Annotated in this window: 8 protein-coding genes; 4 read left to right on the top strand and 4 right to left on the bottom strand. The window is 54.6% G+C overall.

What is annotated here, in order from left to right:
- Positions 1-2 precede the first annotated feature (2 nt).
- The 4 genes from J0H39_10785 to J0H39_10800 are packed head-to-tail and all read left to right on the top strand — an operon-like array spanning position 3 to position 6,950.
- A complete protein-coding gene (locus tag J0H39_10785) occupies positions 3-1,622 on the top strand; it encodes an SAM-dependent DNA methyltransferase (GenBank protein ID MBN9497226.1) in 1,620 nt (539 codons plus the stop codon).
- Positions 1,623-1,624: 2 nt separating this feature from the next.
- Positions 1,625-2,857 carry a restriction endonuclease subunit S gene (locus J0H39_10790; protein MBN9497227.1) on the top strand — a complete coding sequence of 411 codons (1,233 nt, stop codon included), beginning with the start codon at positions 1,625-1,627 and terminating at the stop codon, positions 2,855-2,857.
- Between the two features lie 2 nt (positions 2,858-2,859).
- Positions 2,860-3,807, top strand: a complete 948-nt coding sequence (locus J0H39_10795; protein MBN9497228.1) for a DUF4268 domain-containing protein — start codon at positions 2,860-2,862, stop codon at positions 3,805-3,807.
- A complete protein-coding gene (locus J0H39_10800; GenBank protein ID MBN9497229.1) occupies positions 3,804-6,950 on the top strand; it encodes a type I restriction endonuclease subunit R in 3,147 nt (1,048 codons plus the stop codon). Before J0H39_10795 ends, J0H39_10800 begins: the two co-directional genes overlap by 4 nt.
- 242 nt (positions 6,951-7,192) lie before the next feature.
- Here the strand turns inward: J0H39_10800 and J0H39_10805 are convergent, their stop codons facing one another.
- The 4 genes from J0H39_10805 to J0H39_10820 form a co-directional block, all read right to left on the bottom strand.
- A complete protein-coding gene (locus tag J0H39_10805) occupies positions 7,193-8,611 on the bottom strand; it encodes a hypothetical protein (protein MBN9497230.1) in 1,419 nt (472 codons plus the stop codon).
- 43 nt (positions 8,612-8,654) lie between these two features.
- The gene (locus J0H39_10810) at positions 8,655-13,607 is read right to left on the bottom strand and encodes an AAA family ATPase (protein ID MBN9497231.1); all 4,953 of its coding nucleotides are present in this window, start codon (positions 13,605-13,607) and stop codon (positions 8,655-8,657) included.
- 338 nt (positions 13,608-13,945) lie between these two features.
- A complete protein-coding gene (locus J0H39_10815; protein MBN9497232.1) occupies positions 13,946-14,692 on the bottom strand; it encodes a hypothetical protein in 747 nt (248 codons plus the stop codon).
- A 365-nt stretch (positions 14,693-15,057) separates the two neighbouring features.
- Entirely contained in the window at positions 15,058-19,941 is a 4,884-nt protein-coding gene (locus J0H39_10820) for a hypothetical protein (GenBank protein ID MBN9497233.1), read from the bottom strand.
- Positions 19,942-21,288 lie beyond the last annotated feature (1,347 nt).

The raw sequence follows: 21,288 nt of genomic DNA on the forward strand, positions 1-21,288 counted from the left end.
AATTGCGTTGGGTAGCTGCAAGTCAAAAAGCGAATGAGTCCGTCACACTTGAGAAGCGCCTTTGGGATGCCGCCGATCAGTTCCGGGCAAATTCGGGCCTAAAGGCCCAAGAATATTCCGGCCCCATCCTGGGCCTGATCTTCCTGCGCTTCGCCGAGGTGCGCTTTGCCGCCCAGCGCGCCAAGCTCGAAAAGGCCGGCGCCTCGTCGCGCCGCGGCAGCCGCGTCGATGATCCCGCCGCCTATCACGCTGACAATGTCATCTACCTTGCCCCCGAGGCTCGCTTCGACTTTTTGCTGACGCTGCCCGAGGCCGCCGACATCGGCGCCAAGGTCAACGCCGCAATGCGCGAAGTTGAGAAGCAAAATCCACAGCTTGCTGGCGTGTTACCCAAGACCTACAACCTCTTCACCGGCACCCTGTTGAAACAGCTGCTGAAGAAGATCTCCGAGATCCCGGCCACACTCGAATTCGACGCCTTCGGCCGCATCTACGAATATTTCCTCGGCGAATTCGCGATGAGCGAGGGCCAAGGCGGCGGCGAGTTCTACACGCCCGCCAGCATCGTGCAGCTACTCGCCCAGGTGATCGAACCCTTCCACGGCCGCATCCTCGATCCCGCCTGCGGCTCGGGCGGCATGTTCGTACAGTCGGCGCGTTTCGTGGCGGAGCATCATAAGAACCCCGCCGCCGAACTTTCGATTTGCGGCGTGGAAAAAACCGATGAGACGGGCCGCCTCGCCCGCCTCAATCTCGCCGTGCACGGGCTGGAGGGCGATATCCGCCACGGCGGCAACGTCAACAGCTACTATGACGACCCGCATACGGCCACGGGCGCGTTCGACTTCGTGCTCGCCAATCCACCCTTCAATGTAAACGCGGTGGACAAGGATCGGCTGAAGGACATGGTGGGGGCTAGCCGCCGCTTCCCCTTCGGTCTGCCGAAAACCGATAACGCCAATTATCTGTGGATCCAGCTCTTCTACTCATCGCTCAATGCCAACGGCCGCGCCGGCTTCGTCATGGCCAACTCAGCCTCCGACGCGCGCTCCAGCGAACAAGAGATTCGGCAGAAGCTGATCGAGGCACGAGCGGTGGACGTGATGGTCGCCGTTGGCCCCAACATGTTCTACACCGTCACCCTGCCCTGCACGCTGTGGTTCCTCGATCGGGGCAAAGCAAAGACCAAGCGCGCTGACTCCGTGCTGTTTATCGATGCCCGCCACATCTACCGGCAGGTGGACCGCGCGCACCGCGACTGGACGCAAGCGCAGATCGGCTTCATCGCCAACCTCGTGCGCCTCTATCGCGGCGAAGCGCCCGACCTAACCGTGGGCGGCGAGGAGACAGTCGCCAAATTGAAGGAGATTTTTGGCAAGAAGCTTGCTTATGCCGACATCCTGGGCCTGTGTAAGGCAGCAACGCTCAAAGAAATAGAAGCGCAAGGCTGGTCGCTCAACCCCGGCCGATATGTGGGTGTGGCCCCCGGCGAGGAAGTGAGCGACGAAGACTTCAAAGCGCAGCTTGAAACGCTGAACGAGGAGTTGGAAACGCTCAACGCCCAGGCTCGGAAGCTGGAAAAGACCATTGCCACCAATGTGGCGGGGATCTTGGAGGCGTGAGGATGACCAGGTTTCCAAATACAAAATTAGAAGCCTGCGTCGATCTCCTCGCTGGATTCGCCTTCAAGAGTAAGCTATTCACGAACAATCTCAGCGACATTCCTCTGGTCAAAGGGGAAAATGTTAGCCAGGGTTGTATACTTTGGGAAATTTCAAAGCGTTGGCCTGCGGCCGATTGGGCAGATATCAAGAAGTACCAACTACAGCCGGGCGACGTTGTAATAGCGATGGATCGGCCTTGGGTGCCAGCGGGCCTAAAGTGGGCTTACATCCGTACAAACGATCCGAAGGCACTACTTGTTCAGCGGTGCGCTCGGCTACGAAGCAACACTTCGAGACTAGATCAAGATTTTCTACGCTTCGTCATTGGAAGCTCTGGTTTCGAGTCATACGTCAGACCGATAACGACAGGCGTAAATGTTCCACACATTAGCGGCAAACAGATTCTTGATTACGAGTTTCCGCTCCCGCCCGTCCCGATCCAACGCCGTATCGCGGGTATCCTGTCGGCCTATGACGAGCTGATCGCGAATAGCCAGCGGCGCATTGAGATTCTAGAGTCAATGGCCCGCGCCCTCTATCGCGAGTGGTTCGTCTACTTCCGTTTCCCCAGTCACGAAAACCACCCACGCGTCCCGTCACCCATCGGCAATATCCCAGAGGGGTGGGAGGTGAAGTCGTTCTCAGGAATTGCAACCTATCTAAATGGATATGCGTTCAAGCCGGATGACTGGGGTGACGAAGGCAAGCCGATCATTAAAATCAAGGAATTGAAGGCTGGCATCACAGCGCAAACTCCACGCAATCCAGGCAATAGCATTCCCAGCAAGTACTGTGTTCGTGATGGAGATGTCTTGTTCTCGTGGTCTGCTGATCTAGACGCATACCTTTGGATGGGAGGCGAAGCGCTACTGAATCAACATCTTTTCAATGTGCTGCCATCCGATGGCTTCACTCGTAGCTACTGCTTTCATGCACTTAAGGAAGAGATGCCGCGTTTTCGCGCACTGAGTTTGGGTGCCACAATGCATCACATCAAAAGATCCGCACTCGATCAGGTCACTACCGTCGTTCCACCAGTCGCATTGCGGTTTAAATTTGAGCAAGTCATCCAACCCCTACACCAGCAACTGATCACTCTGACAAAGCGCGTTCAGAACCTCCGCCGCACGCGCGACCTGCTACTGCCGCGTCTCCTTTCCGGCCAGATCGACGTCGAAGCGATCGCCGCATGAGCATCAAGACCAACCTTAGCCGACTTGAGCGCGTACCCCTTCGTGAAGCGTGGAGGCACGAAGCGGGCGACTTCACGCCCTGGCTGGCGGAGGCAGACAATCTCGATGCACTGGCGCAAGCCCTCGGGTTGAGCGAGTTGGAGGTTGTGGCGACGGAGCACTATGTCGGCGACTTCAAACTCGACATCCTTTGCACGGATGGTGACCAGCAGGTCATCATCGAAAACCAGCTCGCCGAGACCGATCACAAGCATCTCGGCCAGATCCTCGCTTACGCGGCCGGCGTGGGTGCGCGCAAAGTGATCTGGGTGGCGGAATCCTTCCGGCCCGAACACGTGGCCGCGCTACGGTTCCTCAACGAGAATACGACCGACGACCTCAGCTTCTTCGGCGTGCAAGTCGAATTGTGGCGGATCGGCAGTTCCCCGCTGGCACCCAAGTTCGAAGTCGTGGTCCAGCCCGACAACTGGGCCAAGACGGGCCGCGAGCAGGCGCGCGCCGCCGCGTCCGCGTCGCCCACCAAGCAGTTGCAGCTCAAGTTCTGGTCGGCCCTGATAGAGCGATTGGCAAAGAACGCGCCGCAAATCCGGCCGCAGAAGCCGCGACCGCAGCATTGGCTGAACAACTCGATCGGCCGCGCCGGTTTTGGCCTCAACATTACGGCGAACACCCGCGATGCGCGCCTCGGTGTCGAGCTCTGGATGCCCGGCGAGGAGGCGAAGAGGCGATTTGCGCGGCTCATCGAGCAACGCCCGAACATCGAACTTCAGCTCGGTTTCCAGCTCGACTGGCAAGACCTACCCGACGCAATGGCCTGCCGAATTGCGACATGGCTCCCCGACGCTTCCATCGAGGACGAAAGTCGCTGGGACGAATACCTCGCATGGTTGGAGCAGCGGCTTGTCGTGATGGATAGGGTGCTGCGGCCGATCGTGAAGGCGCTGCCGTGAGTCCTAGCGCCTACACCGAAAACCAGCTCGTCGAGCAGCCCGCCATTGGGCTGTTTGCGGCGCTTGGTTGGCAAACGGTGTCGGCGCTCGAGGAAACGTTCGGCAAAGATGGCACGCTTGGCCGCGAGACCAAGGGCGAGGTCGTGCTGGCGGAACGCCTGCGGGTGGCGCTCACGAAGCTCAACCCTGCCCTGCCTGGCGAGGCGATCCAAACCGCCATCGACGAACTCGCCCGCGATCGCTCGGCAATGAGCCTCGAAGCGGCCAATCGCGAAATCTATCGGCTAATGAAGGACGGCATCCCGGTCTCCCTCCCCGACCGCGAGAACGGCGGGCAGAAGACCGAGCGCTTGCGCGTGATCGATTGGGGAAACCCGCAACAGAACGACTTCCTGCTCGTCAGTCAGTTCAGTGTCGTCGGCAGCCTCTATACCTGCCGACCCGATTTGGTCGGCTTTGTGAACGGTCTGCCCTGGGTGGTGGTCGAACTCAAAAAACCCGGCGTAACGGCACGCTCGGCCTTCGACGAGAACTTGACGCACTACAAGCAGCAGATTCCGCAGCTCTTCTGGTTCAACGCCCTTCTGATCGCCAGCAACGGAACCGATAGCCGCGTCGGCTCCCTGACCGCCGACTGGGAGCGGTTCTTCGAGTGGAAGCGTATCGAGCGCGAGGACGAACCACGCCGCGTGTCGCTGGAGGTGATGCTACGAGGCACTTGCGACCGCAGCCGCCTCCTCGATCTCGTCGAGAACTTCACGCTGTTCTCTGAGCACAAGGCGGGGCTGGTCAAGATCCTGGGGCAGAACCACCAGTTCCTTGGCGTGAACAACGCTATCGCGTCGATGCTGGAGGCGCGCAAGCTCGGCCACGGGCGCGGCGGCGTGTTCTGGCAGACTCAGGGCAGCGGCAAGAGCTTCTCGATGGTGTTCTTCGCCCAGAAGATCCTGCGCAAACTCGCGGGCAACTGGACATTCGTCGTCGTTACCGATCGCGTGGAGCTCGACGACCAGATCGCGAAGACCTTCAAGACCGTCGGTGCGGTCAGCGAGGCCGAGGGCGATCAATGTCATGCCGAGAGCGGCGCGCATCTGCGGGAACTCTTGCGCGGCAATCATCGCTACGTCTTCACCCTGGTGCACAAGTTCCAGACGCCGGAGATGCTGACCGACCGCAGCGACGTCATCGTGCTGACCGACGAAGCGCATCGCAGCCAGTACGACACGCTGGCGCTCAATATGCGTGCCGCCCTGCCGAAAGCGCTCTTCCTTGCCTTCACCGGTACGCCGCTGATTGCGGGCGAAGAACGAACAAAGGAGGTGTTCGGTGACTACGTGTCGATCTACGACTTCCAGCAATCGGTGGAAGACGGCGCAACGGTGCCGCTGTTCTATGAGAATCGCACACCCGAGCTGCACCTCGTCAATCCGGACCTCAACGAAGACATTTACGATCTGATCGAGGGCGCCGATCTCGACGCCGACCAGGAGGAGAAGCTCGAAAAGGTCCTCGGACGACAATATCACCTGATCACCCGCGACGACCGGCTCGAGACGGTCGCGCAGGACATCGTGCGGCACTTCCTCGGCCGCGGCTTCATCGGCAAGGCAATGGTTGTCTCGATCGACAAGGCGACCGCGCTTCGCATGCACGACAAGGTGAAGACGCACTGGACCGCCGAGATCGATCGCGTACGTAAGGAACTCCGCCGCAGCAGTCTATCGCCTGCCGAACAAACCGCGTTGCGCCAACGCCTCGACATTCTCGAAACAACCGATATGGCGGTAATTATCTCACCGGCACAGAACGAGATCGAGCAGATGAAGAAGCTCAGCCTCGATATCGCCCCCCATCGCAAGCGCATGAACGAGTCTAATCCGGCGCTCGATGAAAGGTTCAAGGACACTTCCGACCCGCTACGCCTCGTTTTCGTCTGCGCCATGTGGCTGACGGGCTTCGACGCACCGAGCTGCTCGACGGTGTATCTCGACAAGCCGATGCGCAATCATACGCTGATGCAGACGATTGCGCGCGCCAATCGTGTCTTTCCGGGAAAGCACAGCGGCGTGATCGTCGACTATGCCAATGTCTTCGCGTCGCTCGAAAAGGCACTCGCCATCTACGGCGCCGGAAAAGGCGGCGCAAATCCCGTCCGGGACAAAGCCGAACTCGTTGCCGCACTACGGCAAGCCGTGGCGGATGCGACCGCGTACTGCCTGACGCACGGCATCGATCTCGCGGCGATCGAGGCGCTACCGCTCGCTGGAATGGCGCGTCTGACAGCCATCGAGAATGCCATCAATGCGCTGATCGCACCCGACGCGGTCCGCCGGCAGCTCTTCGGACACGAGAAATTCGTGGGGACCCTCTATCGCGCGGTGAAGCCGGATCCGGCGGCGATCGAGTTTTCCGTTCGCATCGCCGGTATCGACACGTTGGCCGCCGCCATACGCGCGAAACTCAATCCTAATCCCCCCGACATTTCGACTATTCTTCAAGAGATCGCCGGCCTACTGGATCAGTCGATCATCGGATCGACGATTCAGCAAGCCGGCCCTCCGGCCATCGATCTTTCGAAGATAAACTTCGAGGCGCTCGCGCAACGCATCAAGGATTCCCAGCACAAAAATACAGACCTCGAAGCGCTCAAAGCGGCCATTGCCGCCAAGCTGGAACATCTGGTGCGGCTCAATCCCACCCGAGCCGACTTCGCGGGGAAGTTCGAAGCGTTAATTGAAAGCTATAATAACGGCAGCCGCAACATCGAGCAGCTCTTGGAGGAATTGCTCAAGCTCTCGCGTAGCCTCGACGACGAAGAGGCGCGCCATGTTCGCGAGAATCTCAGCGAAGAGGAGCTCGTGATATTCGACATTCTGACGCGCCCTGCCCCAACCTTGAGCGCAGCCGAGCGAGACGAGGTGAAGAAGGTCGCGAAGGACCTGCTGTCACGTCTCAAGACGCTCCTCGTCCTCAACTGGCGGCAAAAATCGGCGGCAAGATCGACGCTGAAACTTGCGATCGAAGACGCTCTCGACACTTTGCCCGAATCTTACGATCGCCCGCTATACGCGCAAAAGTGCTCGGCCGTTTTCGAGCATGTCTACGAGAGCTATCCGGAAAGGAACTCGGGTGTGTATGCTTGACGGCCAAACCTCAATCTTCAGAATATTCTGCCGTTTAGTTGTAAAAAAATCGGAACAGTTTGAATTCGCCGTTAACAGAGCCTTCTGATAGGAGACACTCGCCCTTACAGCTTCTCCAAATCTATGTGTTATCTCGGAATAGAACTAACGGGCATTTAGGCAGTATCTCTAACCCTCCAAGTGCCCAATGAAAAATTGTTCATCAGCATTTACCAACTAAGAATCAAACTGGAATTCTTTTATTAGCTCTTTGTAAACGCAGATTTGACTTTGCTATGGATATCTTCATCTGCGAAATACGTACCAAGATTGTCCAGCATGTATTTTTCGGATCGCTGCAGCACCGTCTCGTCAAAGCTCACAAATCCTAGAGGAACCGCATAACCGCGCGGAGACCTGATGGGGGCATGAACAAGTATGGCGACCGCAACGGATGGCACCATCAGTATTTCAAGCGGCGCAGGAAAGCGCCGATAGTCGCTTGTGCAAACGGTATCAAACGCCTTCTCTAAATAACGCGGCGGCCGCGGCGCTGTTAGGCATATCGACTTAAATCTTTCAGAAAGACCGTCGGATTGCGGCTCCGTCAAACGCTTGCCGATACCTGCGACGGTTTCATTCAGGAGTGTAGTTGCATTCCAGGAAGGTACCTGCGGAGCAAGCCATAAAAGGAGTTCGGGAACATTGGGGGTTTGACGAAAACCATGATTAATGACCTCGAAAAGGCGCTTTCGGTTTTCGAGTAAAAGCAGTGAACCGACGATTGGCACCGTCTTACGGTTCGCCCGCACATCGCCAGCGCGCGTGATCGCCTCACGATAGTAGCGCTCAACAGCTAGCCCATCGCGTCTAGCAAAGTCGCTCAAGAACTCCGGTGCGAGGCTGATAAGAGTATCATAGGCCTCCGCGTTATCTTCGCTTCTCGACTGCTGCAACCCATCAACAAACGAGGCCACAGCACTCACGATTTCCGGTCGATCTGCTTGTTCATGTTCGGGGCGCCATAGAATAAGGTCACTTTCCTCCGCACTGGGATTCGATGCCCTTGCTCGCACGACCGTACGCACGGTACCCAGAAAGCGATTTTTCGCTGTGACTTGATCGACCGAATATAGGTCCTTTTTCTCGGCTTTTGTACGTTCGCGGCGATCTGAAATTTCAAAGAAGAACCTTCGGAATGCTTGTGGAATTCTTGCTGCTGCGGACCCAGCTGCCTCCTCGTCCTGGATCGCCAGCTCTGGGAGCCCACGTTCAAACTCAGTCAGGAATCTGGGGTGCAGAGGCGCAAGCGATATCAGATCGAACCCAACTTCGCGATGCTGTTGCTCAACAGCGAATATCTCAGGCTCGGGACTTCCGTCTCGGAAAAGCGCGGCGCCAGCTTTAGCTAGCCAGAGACGTCCATTGCTCCGTTCGATGTAGCCCGGTCCTTCTGCTTCGGCAAAAACAAACGATGCCTCACGCAAGTTGAAGCCGAAAAAAGCAGCTGCATCCTCTTCTGAAATACCTGGAATCGCTTTCACCAGTCGCAGCAAGAATTCTGTTGTCAGCGAGGCGCGCCCAAGCACAGCTACTTTGTGATCGACGGCGTACATTCGACATGGAAGTAGAATATCATAGACAGCAAGTTCAATAGATCTATCCACTTCTGGATCGATCAATCCATGACTCTTTAGGTGCAAAACTGACCTTCGCGTAGCCATCTCAGCTTTGTCCATTTCTCTTCTTGAGATGTTCCGGGTCCTTTGTGCTATCGAGAAGCTCGCTCGCAATTATCACCGAAGCTTCCCGGGCTTTGAGCGCCTTGTCGAAATTGTCGACGAGGCGATGCATCGCTCCCTCTCGCGGCCAACGTGCGTTGGTACCGACGATCACTAGGCGGTCCATTGCACGGCTAATTGCAACATTGATGCGATTGCTACGTGATAGAAATCCCTCTCGTACCGTTATCGCGCCAGCTTGATGTGGCCCGTCTGCGTTATTGCGCACGAGCGAGAGGACAACTATCGGATTTTCTTTTCCCTGGTAGCTATCAACCGTGTCTACTTTTACATGCCGCAAAAGCGTGTCACCGTGCGGGGCTCTGAGAAGTCGCCTTCTCAAATGATCGCGTTGCGCTGCGTACATGCAGATAACCCCGATTCCCTGGGGGTGCTGCGTTTGTGTCGTTAACCATTTGCGAAACGGATCATGGTCGTACCACCGCGCAAGCATGCCAATTATGCAGTCCGCTTCGACTCGGTTTATGCGGCTAGTCCGCCCTGCCTCAAAGCTCTCAAAACCCTGTTCGCCAAGACCATCCGTCGCGACCCAAGTCAGGGGGGCTGCGAGATCGCTGGGGAGGACAGAAGGATCGACTTCGGGGGTAACGCGGCCGTGTTCCAGGTTGATTTCTGGATAGAAAGTGTCAGAGACAAGCCGTCCGATGGGTGGGAGCATCCGATACTGTGTTCTCAACTTCCTTCCAGCGGCAGCGCCATAGCTAGTTTCAAATACACGCTCGAAATCACTGCGGATAATCTCGCTTTCTGCGAATCCCGTCCTCGTTCCTACCTGCTGTACGACCTCCGGTTTGTGCAACGGCTCTAGTTGCGCTTGGTCTCCCACTAGAATGATCCAGCGCCCTGCTTGAAGTGGCACTGAAAGCTCGCTCGCCGTGCAACGCGCTGCTTCGTCAACAATAACGAGGTCGAACGGCGTACTGGTCAATCCCAGAGATGGGCGCCCAAGCCCGACGCACGTGCCGGCCACTATTTGACGCGTACCGGCGAGAAATGGCTCGAAACCCCTATGTGCTGTTGATGCGCTCGAAACAAAGTCGCGAGCAATCTTGCAAGCACTACGCAGCTTGGCCGCGTTTGCTGCGCTCACACCCGGCTCGTGTTTATGCCGATCGATAAGGGCAACAATCGTATCATCAACTAGGGTTCCCGGATTGCGTTCGATTACAATCTGGCCTTGGGAAAATCCCAGATAGGACAGATGCGCAAGTAAGGTTTGGTGAAGGCTCTCAATGCGGCCATTATCCACTTCGGAGCTGACAATAAGTTCCGCAATCCGTTCGCACACCGAACGGACTGTCGCCTCGACAAATAAAATTTCATCAACGAGGTCTTTGGGTAAGCCGAGGGCGGCACCTGCAATCCGCAAGCGCTCGCTTTGTTGGGCTCGAAAGCGGTCTTTGAATAGGAGCTCTACCCTCTCAGAATGGAACGGTAGTAGCCGATCGGATACGACACTTTCGGAGCCAACGCGAAGAATACTCGGCTCACCGCCAGATTTGCGAAACAAACCTAGCACCGACTCTGCCGCATTGTTAACCGCTTCGTGCGATTGGCTCGCGAGCAACACGTTGCGCACAAGCCCTTTTGCAAGGGCGTAATGTGTCAGTGCCGCGATGAATTTTGTCTTACCAGTACCGGGCGGTCCTTGCACCAAGCCAAGAGGCCTAATACTCAGAAGCGCACGTAATGCCTCTTTCTGGCTGGGATTCAGGCCATAGGTTTCAACCAAATTATCGTCCAGGGTGCCTGATATCAATGTCGGAAGCAGGTTCTTACGCGGGTCGAAGACGTCAATAAGCCCCGGTACGCGCGCCTGATGCGATAGGATTTTTCTAACTGCGCCTTCGCGCCGACGAAGACTTTGCAATTCAAAATGACTGATGAAGCGTAGCCTTTGATTCTCTTCAACGATGTGCGTTTGATTCGGGTTTGCGTATTCCGTTGGATCGATAACTACCAAGCCGGGCTTTGACCGAGATGTATCGAGCTCACCGACGCGGCGCCAGATGCCCTTCGCGTCTAGCTTCTGCACACCGACAGTGTCCGCACGATCAAAATCGAAGGAACCACAGGAAAGCTCGAAAGGCACGAGGTGGCGCCTGAGAGTTCGGTTAAAAGCACTTTCAGAAATCGCAATTCCTTCTGTCGTAAGCTCCGCCTCAACGTCAATGAGGCTCCTCCATAAGGCCGGAAGATCTGTATCTACTATTTGGGTCGCAGCTGAATTTGCTGCGATCTCTTCGACAAGCGTATCTTCGGCGACATCCTCTAATTCATCCAGCTTCTCGGGCTCCTCCTCATCTAGCGCGACAACACCATGGACCTTAGTCGCTCCCCAAAGTGCCTCTCGCACCTGTGCGTCTTGAAGGAGTGCGGCTAGTTCATTGAAGTCGTTGAATGCCGAACTTACAATCGTGATGTCTGCCTCAATCGACTTAAATTCATGCTTGGAGATGCGCGTGATCCATCCTTGACTAACAGTTCGACGGTGGCCTGAAAGCGGATTGCCATTCTTGCTAATGCGGATTTCAACTTCCTCGGCGATGCCGCGGATGACCAGCGCGGACACATCTCTTCGTACCCGAAGGTAAAATCGGCCTTCATCTGGAACAACTGTACCTGTAACAGCGTTGCGGATTGACAACGCTATGGTCATGCGGGGAGGCGTCGTGCTCGGTGTCAGCGCTGAACTGAGGGCTTCGACTAGTGGCAATAGTGTCGCATTCTGCGGCACGTTGTTTCGGCAAACTTCGATTGCAGCAGCGATATTGATCACTGCGTGCGGATTGATAGGGCACTTAGCTAGAATCTCTTCGACGATCTTCGTAACAGCGAAATTGTCACGTTCCTGACGATTACCTGTCTCGGGCGCATAAGCGCTCGACGCTATATCTCCATCCAACGTCGGCGAAAAATCAATCGTGTCAATCAATACCGGCTCAACTCGCTCGCCATCTTGAACGATGATGTTGTCCGGTTTCAGGTCGCCGTGTGTTACGCCGCGTGCATGGAGCTCCACTACGATTTCGGATAGTCGCAACAAAAATCTGAGCGCAACATGCCAATCAAGCCAGGAGTCTGGCTTCGTCGCGAGACTACTCGCTAGCGTCTCTCCAAAAATCCAGTCCTGAATCAAAACGATGGCATCGCCAAGCCACAACACATCCTTAATGGCGGCGCATCCCGCTAGCGGCGACACCTTCAAATCCAGCGCCCGCTCGAGAAAACTTAGGATACGCGGGCCCTCGCGGCCTTGATCACCCCAAGCCTGCCGCTTCCACATTTTTACTTTGACGGCAGAATCACTTTGCCAGACTTCAGAAATGTCATTCGACGCAATGTCTTTTATGGATGGATAGGTATTGAAAAGATGCCGTTGCGTGCGAACAGCTCCACGAAAGCGCTCAAGACCATCAATTACCTCCTTCGGAGTGGGACGTGACTCTGTTGCTGAATTGAATGCTTCAAGCGCAACTACAGCGTCTGGGAATCTCTGCGCCGGGTCGGTATCGAGCGCCTTCTCAAACCAGTGGTGCAGCAGTTCATATGCCCCATCGGTGTCGATCGAGGCGTCCCAGTCTGGTGGATTACTGGGCGAGGAACTGGCAGGCCCACGCCCGAACAAAACTTCATGGACTACAATAGCACTTAGAAATACGTCTTTTGCCTTGGCGCTTGAATTTCCGCCGAGAACATCTTCAGGCGCAGTTACTGTTGAGAGGAACTGATAGCGTGCTTTGCCGAGCGATGCGACTTCTGGAAACTTTGCTGTAAGTAAATGCGAAATTCGAACAGTCGAAGGCGCTTCTAACCAAACACTATGACCACCCAGATCGAGATGTGCCGTATTCGCGACATGAAGTGCGGCAACGCGCGCTAGTATTTGGCGCGAAAGTTCGATGCGGTCGTGTGACGAGAGGTTCGGGCCTTCGCTGGCGACAAAATCATGGAGCCTTTTTAGACGACGCCGACGGTCGTAGACTTCCCAATAGCTGGCGCTCTGATTCGGATCAGCAGACTTCGGAATGAGAATCCAGTTTTCACAACCTTCACTTCGGTCGCGAAGGTAATAAAAGACTTTACCTTCTCGTCCTGCAATCTCCGCGCGTCCCTCTTCAGTTTGAAATCTGCCATCCTTACAGTTAGCGAAATTCCATAGTCTTAATGTTCCTAAATTCTGTGGCGTGCTCTCTTCTTCAGCTTCATACTCGCGATAAATATCACTCGGATGCTGGAAGGTGGCCTGTTCTGATGTGGCGATGTACCGATCGTAGCGTGTGCGCCCTGGTTTGAATGGACCTGTTCTGACATTGAAGAATTTAACGAGGCGATCCTTCCAAGAAGCAGTAGTCAATGGCTCCAGCATAATGCGTCGATCCACATCGCCAAAAGCTGTGTGGAGCGCCCTCTCGGAGCCGAGAGTCTTTAAGAAATCGTCAATCTCAAAGACGCTGCCTCGCTCGGTTTCGGAGATTCCGCCTAAGTCCGCAGTGCCAGTGACAACGACGACCCCGACGATTTTCGGGATCGCCAATGCTTTGCTTTCCGGCCGGGACTTCAACTGCCTTGCAAGCAATTGCAGAACGTCTTTTACGTTGCTGTGGATTTTTGCGACTGGAGACGGCCCGGTATCGCGTCCGTTATGCAGCCAGTTCCCCGAATCACTTTCGATCGTCCCGGACCAATCTTTGAGGTCGATGAGGAAAATCATGCGATCTGCCACTATGATCACGTCGAGTTCGCGCGATCGTCCAATGCGCGTGGCCAACTCTAAATTCGTAAAGGCGTACCAGTCTTTCGGAAGACTTTTCAGGCGTTCAACGCCCTTTACCTCTCGTGCATGAAGGCCGCGCCCACCAATTGTGACTTGCATCCATGCCTCCGGTTAATCTTTACAAGATTAAAATCTATCGGAGGCGGAAATAAAAGGCTGTATTCGATCTAAATAGTACCCAATTGCCGCTCAATACGTCCGATTTCTCGAAATCGAAGGCTTGAGCTGCCCCGGAGTTTGGGGAACGCATAGATAGAAGTCCAGTAGTGTCGGCACAGACCAAACTGCACAATGGCATTGGTGGCCTGATACCTAAGAACTCGATCGTTCTTGGCTAGAGTTTTCAGCTGAATGTTTCTGGCTGAAAGGAGCGAAGAACAATCAACGCATCGAAGTTTTCAGAGGCTCAGACCATCATTGATTTTGAGAATCAATTTTTACAAGGCAGCAAGCCATTTCTTTTCCACTAAAATTTTGATCGACCGCGCGAGCATGTCCTTCGCATCGTCTCGCGTAGGCTCGCAATAGAGTTTAGTCATAGTAGTATCAATTTCTAACGCAATTTGAATCACAAAATAGATGTGTAAGCAGTAAAGCTGAAACGTTAATTCCTTATTATAAATTGGCACTACAGAACCAGCTCGCGTATCACTCTTCAGTTGGAGCGAGATAATGTTTCCCAAGTATGTTTGATCAGCGACGTGAGCGACAGAGTTCAAGTCTCCATAAATTTTGGCAAACTCACTACCGAGGTGTTTAACGTTCGGCGTGCGTTTGTTCTTTCTGCTACCATCCTGACACTCACGAAGTGCTGCTAGCGTCTCCATCTCTTGTTTTAGTAACGCGGTCGCTTGTACATAAAACCCCTCAGATATCGAGGTTTCGCAAAGATCTATTCCCTGAACAAACGATGATGCGAGTGATATCCGCTGTTCCAAAACGTCTGACGACTTCCCTGGCACACCACTCTTACTATCCACCAGAATTGCTATTGCGCTTACCGCGAGCCAGTGGCCGGTAAGAAGCTCTTTGGCGTCAACCATCCAGCGTTCACGAACTTTTTTACCTTCTTCTTTTTGCTTCTGAAGAAACGCCAAGCCGCTGACGAGCGCCTTTTGCACTTCCGTTCGCTTCGGAGAAATCTCCGTGTCTTTGCTGTCACTATCGTGTTTATGAGACGTCATCGTCTCCCCTTGGTTTGGTGGGCAACGGGATAGTTGTCAACTGAACTTGGGGTATCTCTGGTCTGTGCCTTTGAACTCACCCGTTTAGAACTAGAGTCCGCTCGTCACTTGAACCTACTGGCCTTCCAATTGTAGAGCGTCGCCTCGCTATTTCCCCGTTGTCGGCACAACTAACCGGCCTTTCCGCCGGCCGTGTGCAGCTTCAAAATCTCGATGATCTTCTCTTCCGTGGACCGTCTCTTCTTCATCGTCCACTCTTCTGTCAGGGCGGATGCTACACTTCTCAATGGAAAGATTTCATGGACTCAGGCCAGCCCCGGTCAATTTGCGCCTCACGAGGACATGTATAGCTACCATAGCAAAAGCTAGCGAAGCGCATGTGGGAGCTCAAGAACCAGTCGATACGCTGAAGGCCATCCATGGTCAGCAAATAGATTGAGTGCCTCGGTAAGCTTAATCCGAAGCTCCGCATTTTCAGAGAAGACCCACCTGTGCTCCGCCAAATACTGCCTCACAATTGAAACAGCGAGATCTAAGCCTAAAGTCTCGAATTGAAAGCCACCACGAGAGCCCCCTACCAAAATAGCTTCCGCAATTATGCTGAAGACGGCCTTCGGATCATCAGGCACAAAGTACTGGAGCGTTTCCAGTAAATGATACGTGACGTTTGGCATCCCAACCTTAGCCATAGTCTGGAAGATCAGGTCAAATTCTGCCAAGAAAGCTCTTCTACCAGCTGGGGACATCCGCGGCGGCGCGTCATCGTTCTCACTTCCGGATTTTTCGCGATATGCGCCAGAGCCGAAATAAATTTGCGTCATTGCGCCATCTAGGATCCGAGCTGCATGCTGGGCACGCAACTTTTCGTCTTCAAGCGCCTCACGTTCGAGGGCGTTAAGTTTAGTTAACTCCTGCTCCGCAATTGGCAGAACAGTTGCGAGTATCCGGATGCTCAGTTGGCGACACCGAATGTCGGTTGGTGAACTGCCTTCAGCGACCTCCAATCTAATTGCATACCGAAGATCCTGGAATAGACGGACAATAATTCGCCAATTCGGAAGTGGATCTGCAATCCAAGTGTTCAAAACAGCATACGCGCCGTCAAAATTACCCGCCCAGTACAAACGCCCCACACATGTTCCGACATCCGCAAGTAAGCTATCTGTATTGTCATCTTCGCGCCAATCTCGCGCTGCAATCGCCTTCAATGCGTTGGTTGCACGCAAATGATCCACACCAAGGCAATTAGATAGTGCGCGCACAAGCGCGTGCATTGCCTGCACACTGTGTTCGTTCGCCAGCGCCCAATCGACGACTTCCCACATCAGACTTGGATCAGCACGACAGATGACATTTATATCTCCAAAGACAGATTCCCTGACTTTTTCAGACGCTGTTGCCACCAGTCTTCGAAGGGCTACGGTCAGCTGCTCGTCTGGAGATCCGCCCGCACGAATAATACGAAGAACGGCCTCCGCGGCCGCCTTCAACAAGGCTTCAGATTCGCTTTCACTTGTCGAGTCCGATGCCGTTGCTCGTTCTAACGCCCCAAACGTGATATTGCGCGCGCTCTCGAAGAACGAAGGCGATTCAATCTTTGTTTCGGTGTGAATTTCGTCGAATACACGCTGAACAAGGCTTGCCAACTGCAGCCATCCCCATCCGCTCAACTCCGGAGCATGATTTCCAGAACCTTTCAATAGTGCAGTATGCAATTCGTTCAACTTTGGCCAATGCTCATGCCAATACGCCAATCGGTTCTCGCTTTCATCATGGTGGCGCAGCAGAGTTCCTGTTTGCCGCAATGCTTCGACCAGGCGATGCGCCTCCTCACTCTGCAGATCAATGCCTTTTCTGATCAGCCAATCAAATTCCTCCGGCTCCGACCGAGTATACAGGCCGTTATGATCAGCATTCGATGCCTCGGCTGGCATCGGTTGAGCAGCCTCAAGCTGAGGGAATGTCTCCGGCAACACACAGTTTTCCGGTTCAAGATTCCGGAGCAGTCCGTGCCTAACTGAAACTTCTGGGATCGAGAGCAGCGCGCGCTCAAGCACCTCTCGATCACCCGTGCCAATTACAAGATGAAGCACCCGCACAAGCTCGCTGACGCCCGGCCTCAACCGATGTTCAACAAGCACATCTGCATCAAGGATCACCGGGAGGAATTTTCGTCCGATATGCTGTGGATGCCGTGATGCAAACTGGAGCATGCGGTTCCAAATTTTATCGGAGCGAATACTACGTATTGCAACATCGATTGCGTCCGACACTTCTTGATCGGCAGGATTGGAGGCAAGCCGCGCCTCCAAGCCCTCTATCCATCGTTCAGCCAGCGACTTCCGATCTTCGGTCCCGTAACTGATGATCGGTCGATCAGCCAAAAGCACGTATGATGCCTCTCCGATGCGGATCGTAATGATTTCTCGAGATTGACCTAGAGCGCGCAGCTTGTGGTCGACCACAAAAATCAAAGTCGCCGTGGCGAGGCCGGGTACGGCCGCAGTGACTTTTCCAAAACCATCAGCAAGCAAGTCTCGAGACAAAGTAAACTGACTTCGCTTGCTGGTCGTCATTGGCAAAATTCGACTTTCGCCGAGCGAGACCATTTCGTCGGCGGCCGGCGGCTCAAAGGTAAAAGTGCGCCGGAACACCTTTACGAGAAATTCCGGCACACTTGAGACAAGGCTCTCCAGGCAGCGACTGAGCGTGAAAAGATCGTCGTGCGCTCGGACATTGAAGCGTGGAACTTCGAGCAATCTTTCCAGAACTGCGGCGGCTCTTTCTGGGTCGGAAATAGCAGTCATTGATACAGATTCGATCAAAGGCGTAACGATGTGTTGATCGGGCGTTGCCCTATCCAGCTCTCTGCTTAGTGCGGAACAGGCCGCACTACCCAAACACTCCAACTGCTCGCCGGATATATGCAGATTCTTAGATGTGAGCTTTGCGATTAACGCGCGTAACGAATACCTAACTTCCGCGAGATCAAGCTTCGCGACTTCGCTCGATAACCAAGACCATGGGCCCGCATCGGCACCCGTCAATCTATCTGTCGATAGAGTATTTGATACAATCGCGCGAGTTATATGCCCGAACATCAGCACTGCACTTTGCCGAATTGAAGTATCGGCATTACCCAATCGATCGATGAGCGCTTTTAAGTCACGGGCACGCCGCGCCCGCTCAACGATTGTCTGAGCGACGAGCATGATCGTGAATGAGCCGACAGCACGGTAGTCTATACCAGCCAATCTAAACGCCATCACCCAGAAAGGGGTTCGGTCCGCACCTTCACTGTCTTCCCCCCACAATGACCAGAATGCGATCGAACTTGCGGGGGCGAGCCTGAGCAGCGTTTCAGCATTGGATAGCATTTTGACAAGATCGTCCGTGCTTCGTCCCAAGCGAAGGAGAACACGCGCTGCGGCATAGTCAAAGAGAACATGATGCGAGAACGCGATCAGATCGTTTGGCTGCCAGCTATCAGGAGATGTTTCGACCAGCACCCCATTTGACAACAGTGCCTCGAAGTCCACGGTGTCAGCCGCTGAAAGGTTTATGCTTCGGATATCGATTGTCAGTGAACCCGCGAGAATTTGTGCATTGAGAATTCGTTCAAGTAATGCTTCGCGAGAAATCATTGCAACACGACCATCAGCCCCTACTCGAGATTTCCAGTATTGGGCGAGCAACCCATCTCGACTTCCGATTTTCCCGGTTTCTTGAGGAGACAGGCCCGCTGAAATAACGTCGATTGCACGCTGAAGATTAAACGGCGAATGCAAGAGGCTTCGAAGTTGCGGATTCGCCGTTTCGAGCATCTCCTTTACAGAGGGCAGTTGAGCCGCCGCTTCGGCAAGCTCGCCATCGGTCAATAGAGGAATATTGATGTGGCGTTGGCCGGCAAATTCCGGATCTTGGAAATCCGCAACCCCCACCGAACCAGCAAACATCCTACGCCAAGTCTCTCCATATCGAAGATCGAACTTTCGAATACTGGCAACGATTCTCCACCTTGAAGAGGTCGTCAGCACTCGCTGGATTAGGAACTGCAGGTCGGCTGCTGCTTTGCCACCTCGTGCTGCGTCCAGCGCGTCGATAAACAACACACCACAAGCGCCTTCGTTCCAGTGCTGAAGGATGTCACAAAATTCACGCGTCAAACCAGGTGACGGTCCGTCCAGAGCAAGTATTGGCACTCCAGGCTGATCGGCCCGCAAGACGAGTACAGGATGACCACGCGCAGAAAGGAGTTGCGCCGCGCGGTATATCGCCCCTGATTTGCCCGCGCCTGGCTCTCCGACAACCAGAAAGGAACCGCACAAGGCGGCGTCGCAGATTGCGCTAACAACAGGTCGATCTAAGAAAACATGCTGACTTGCTGTCGAAGCACTGCGCATTTCAAGCTGTGCAAAGGACGCCATCGTCAGCATCGTATTTGCGGTACGGCGCTTCAGCTCAGCTATATCGATCTCATAGTCTGGGGCAGCCTTTAGGTTGATCCCTGAACGCCGCATAACCGAATAGAGGGCTTGGCGGTCAGTTGCACTTCGTTCAGTACCCAAGCGTAGCATTTCGTCGATGAGAACCGTCCAAGCTGTCTTTGACTTGGTATCGACGACGCTGCGCCTTAGCACTGCTAACGCGCTATCCAGATCCGCACCGCCGCCATCGAAGTCAAACTCATGAATGATGATCAGACCAAGCAGCCGATTTCGATCTTCGACTGTCGGGATACGACTGGCGTGCTTCGTCCATGCGGCATCGGCGAGTTTGCAAAATCGTTCATACGCCCGCCTTTCGCCGGCGGTCGTCGCCAACAATGATACATCAGCATCGAACGGCTGCTCCGCAGCGCGGCGACAAACCGAGGCAAGGTCTCCGGTGACCGTCGACGAGCTGATTCGGCTTGTAGCGAGAATGAAGCGATCTTTGGATAAATCGAGGGGAGCACGGATTTGCTCTGCGACAAATTGGTCTATGACCTTGCCCAGTGGAGAATCCAAGCGTCGGCTCAGGCTTACATTTGTTTTTGCATTGATATGGCAACGACCGGAGGGATTTGTGGCCACTGAGATATCATCAACGAGTGCAAATGCCTCTAGTCCAACCCTCTCAAAGAGTGTTTCAACCGGCAACCGCCATACTGAAGGTGCGGGCTCACCTGCCAGCATTCGAACGGCGCACCAGGCGGCTACTTGATCCTGGAACCGAACACCTGAATGTGTCGCCTGGCCTCCGGTCAATTTGGTGCTCTCCCCCAGCATGCGGTCGGCGTGAACCTGCCGATTGAACCCAAATTAAGCAGCGCCCGCAATGAAACGTAGCAAAGTTCTGAACCGCGTTGGGGATCACCGAACGACGTTCGCTGATAAACTCTCTATCAGGTACTCCTGTGAGCGTCTCATGCCATGCCTCTAGCCCTTGAAGTACCGCTCGATTAAGCTTATCTCGACCTCGTCGGCCCAATTGGCCGATGGAAGGAGCTCATTCTTATGAAGATTCTTCCGATAGCCGAAACACCCCACTCACGGGGATAACCACAGCCCCCCGGCTGATCAGCTAGTAGGAGCAATAGGGGGCGCCCGCCGCACAATGCGGCTGTGGTTCAGTGGCATGGCATTCGAATGCTGCTGGGTCAAAGTTTGCAGCGGCCGAGGCAAAGTCGCCTACTCGATGAGCCTCGGTTATCTTGATAAAATTGCGCTATTGCGCGTCGTCGATTGTGGCGACGGTTTTAAACGTTTCGGAGTTATGGATTCGATTGAGAACCACCGTCCGGCTCTGAGCGTGATCTCGGATTTCAATACGGTTCGCGCGCATCGTCGGCCAGTTTGCGGAAGCTACCGCAATTCGAGCCACAGTCTCCGCCGATTCGAACTGCCCAAACGGCGATGAAAAGGGTGCGGATGCGCATTGCTCCGTCCATCTCTGAGTGAAAAATTCCGTGGTGAAGCTTTTCATCAATTATGATGTGGACGTCGCCGAACGAAATTCAATAGAAAAACGTGCGACGAAATGGGTCCGACATGGACCCAACGTTACCTTACGGAAGATATTGACGGTCGCGCGGTCCGAATCGCAACTAATTGATAATTTGAAATTCTAGACGGCACGGACGCTTTGGATAGTGTTTGTGAAATATATCGAAACTCGAAATCTATGCGACTTTTGCCTTAGCCCAACGGCTGACTCGATCAAAGGGAACCGCAACGGCCTTTTTTGCTTCCGACGAGCCAGCACTGCCGAAATCCGATCGGTTGCCGCGTGCGCAGGATCCGGCGCAAGGTTGGCATAGCGGTCGGTCATCGTCGGGTTGGAATGGCCCAGCAGCTTGCCGATCGCCACAAGTGACCGCCGCGCGCGGCTCCCGCCTGACCGGATGTATGCCGCAAGTCATGTATCCAAAGGTTCTCAATCTTCGATCAAGTGCAGAGCGCGCTCCAAGCTTTGCCAATACTGGCCTACCCCGCGTTTGGTCAACACCGGGATAGGTTGAAACTCGTCCCAGAGATGGGCAGCCAAAAAGCAATGGCATAACGAGATGGATTTCTCGCCCCCGAAAGAATTCGCCCCCGGATTTCAATCCGGGG

The sequence above is a fragment of the Alphaproteobacteria bacterium genome (assembly GCA_017308135.1).
GTDB lineage: Bacteria > Pseudomonadota > Alphaproteobacteria > CACIAM-22H2 > CACIAM-22H2 > Tagaea.

Excerpts from the sequence above, each read along its gene's own strand:
- J0H39_10815 (MBN9497232.1), bottom strand. The coding sequence starts at position 14,692 with ATGACGTCTCATAAACACGATAGTGACAGCAAAGACACGGAGATTTCT.
- J0H39_10810 (MBN9497231.1), bottom strand. The coding sequence starts at position 13,607 with ATGCAAGTCACAATTGGTGGGCGCGGCCTTCATGCACGAGAGGTAAAG.
- J0H39_10790 (MBN9497227.1), top strand. The coding sequence starts at position 1,625 with ATGACCAGGTTTCCAAATACAAAATTAGAAGCCTGCGTCGATCTCCTC.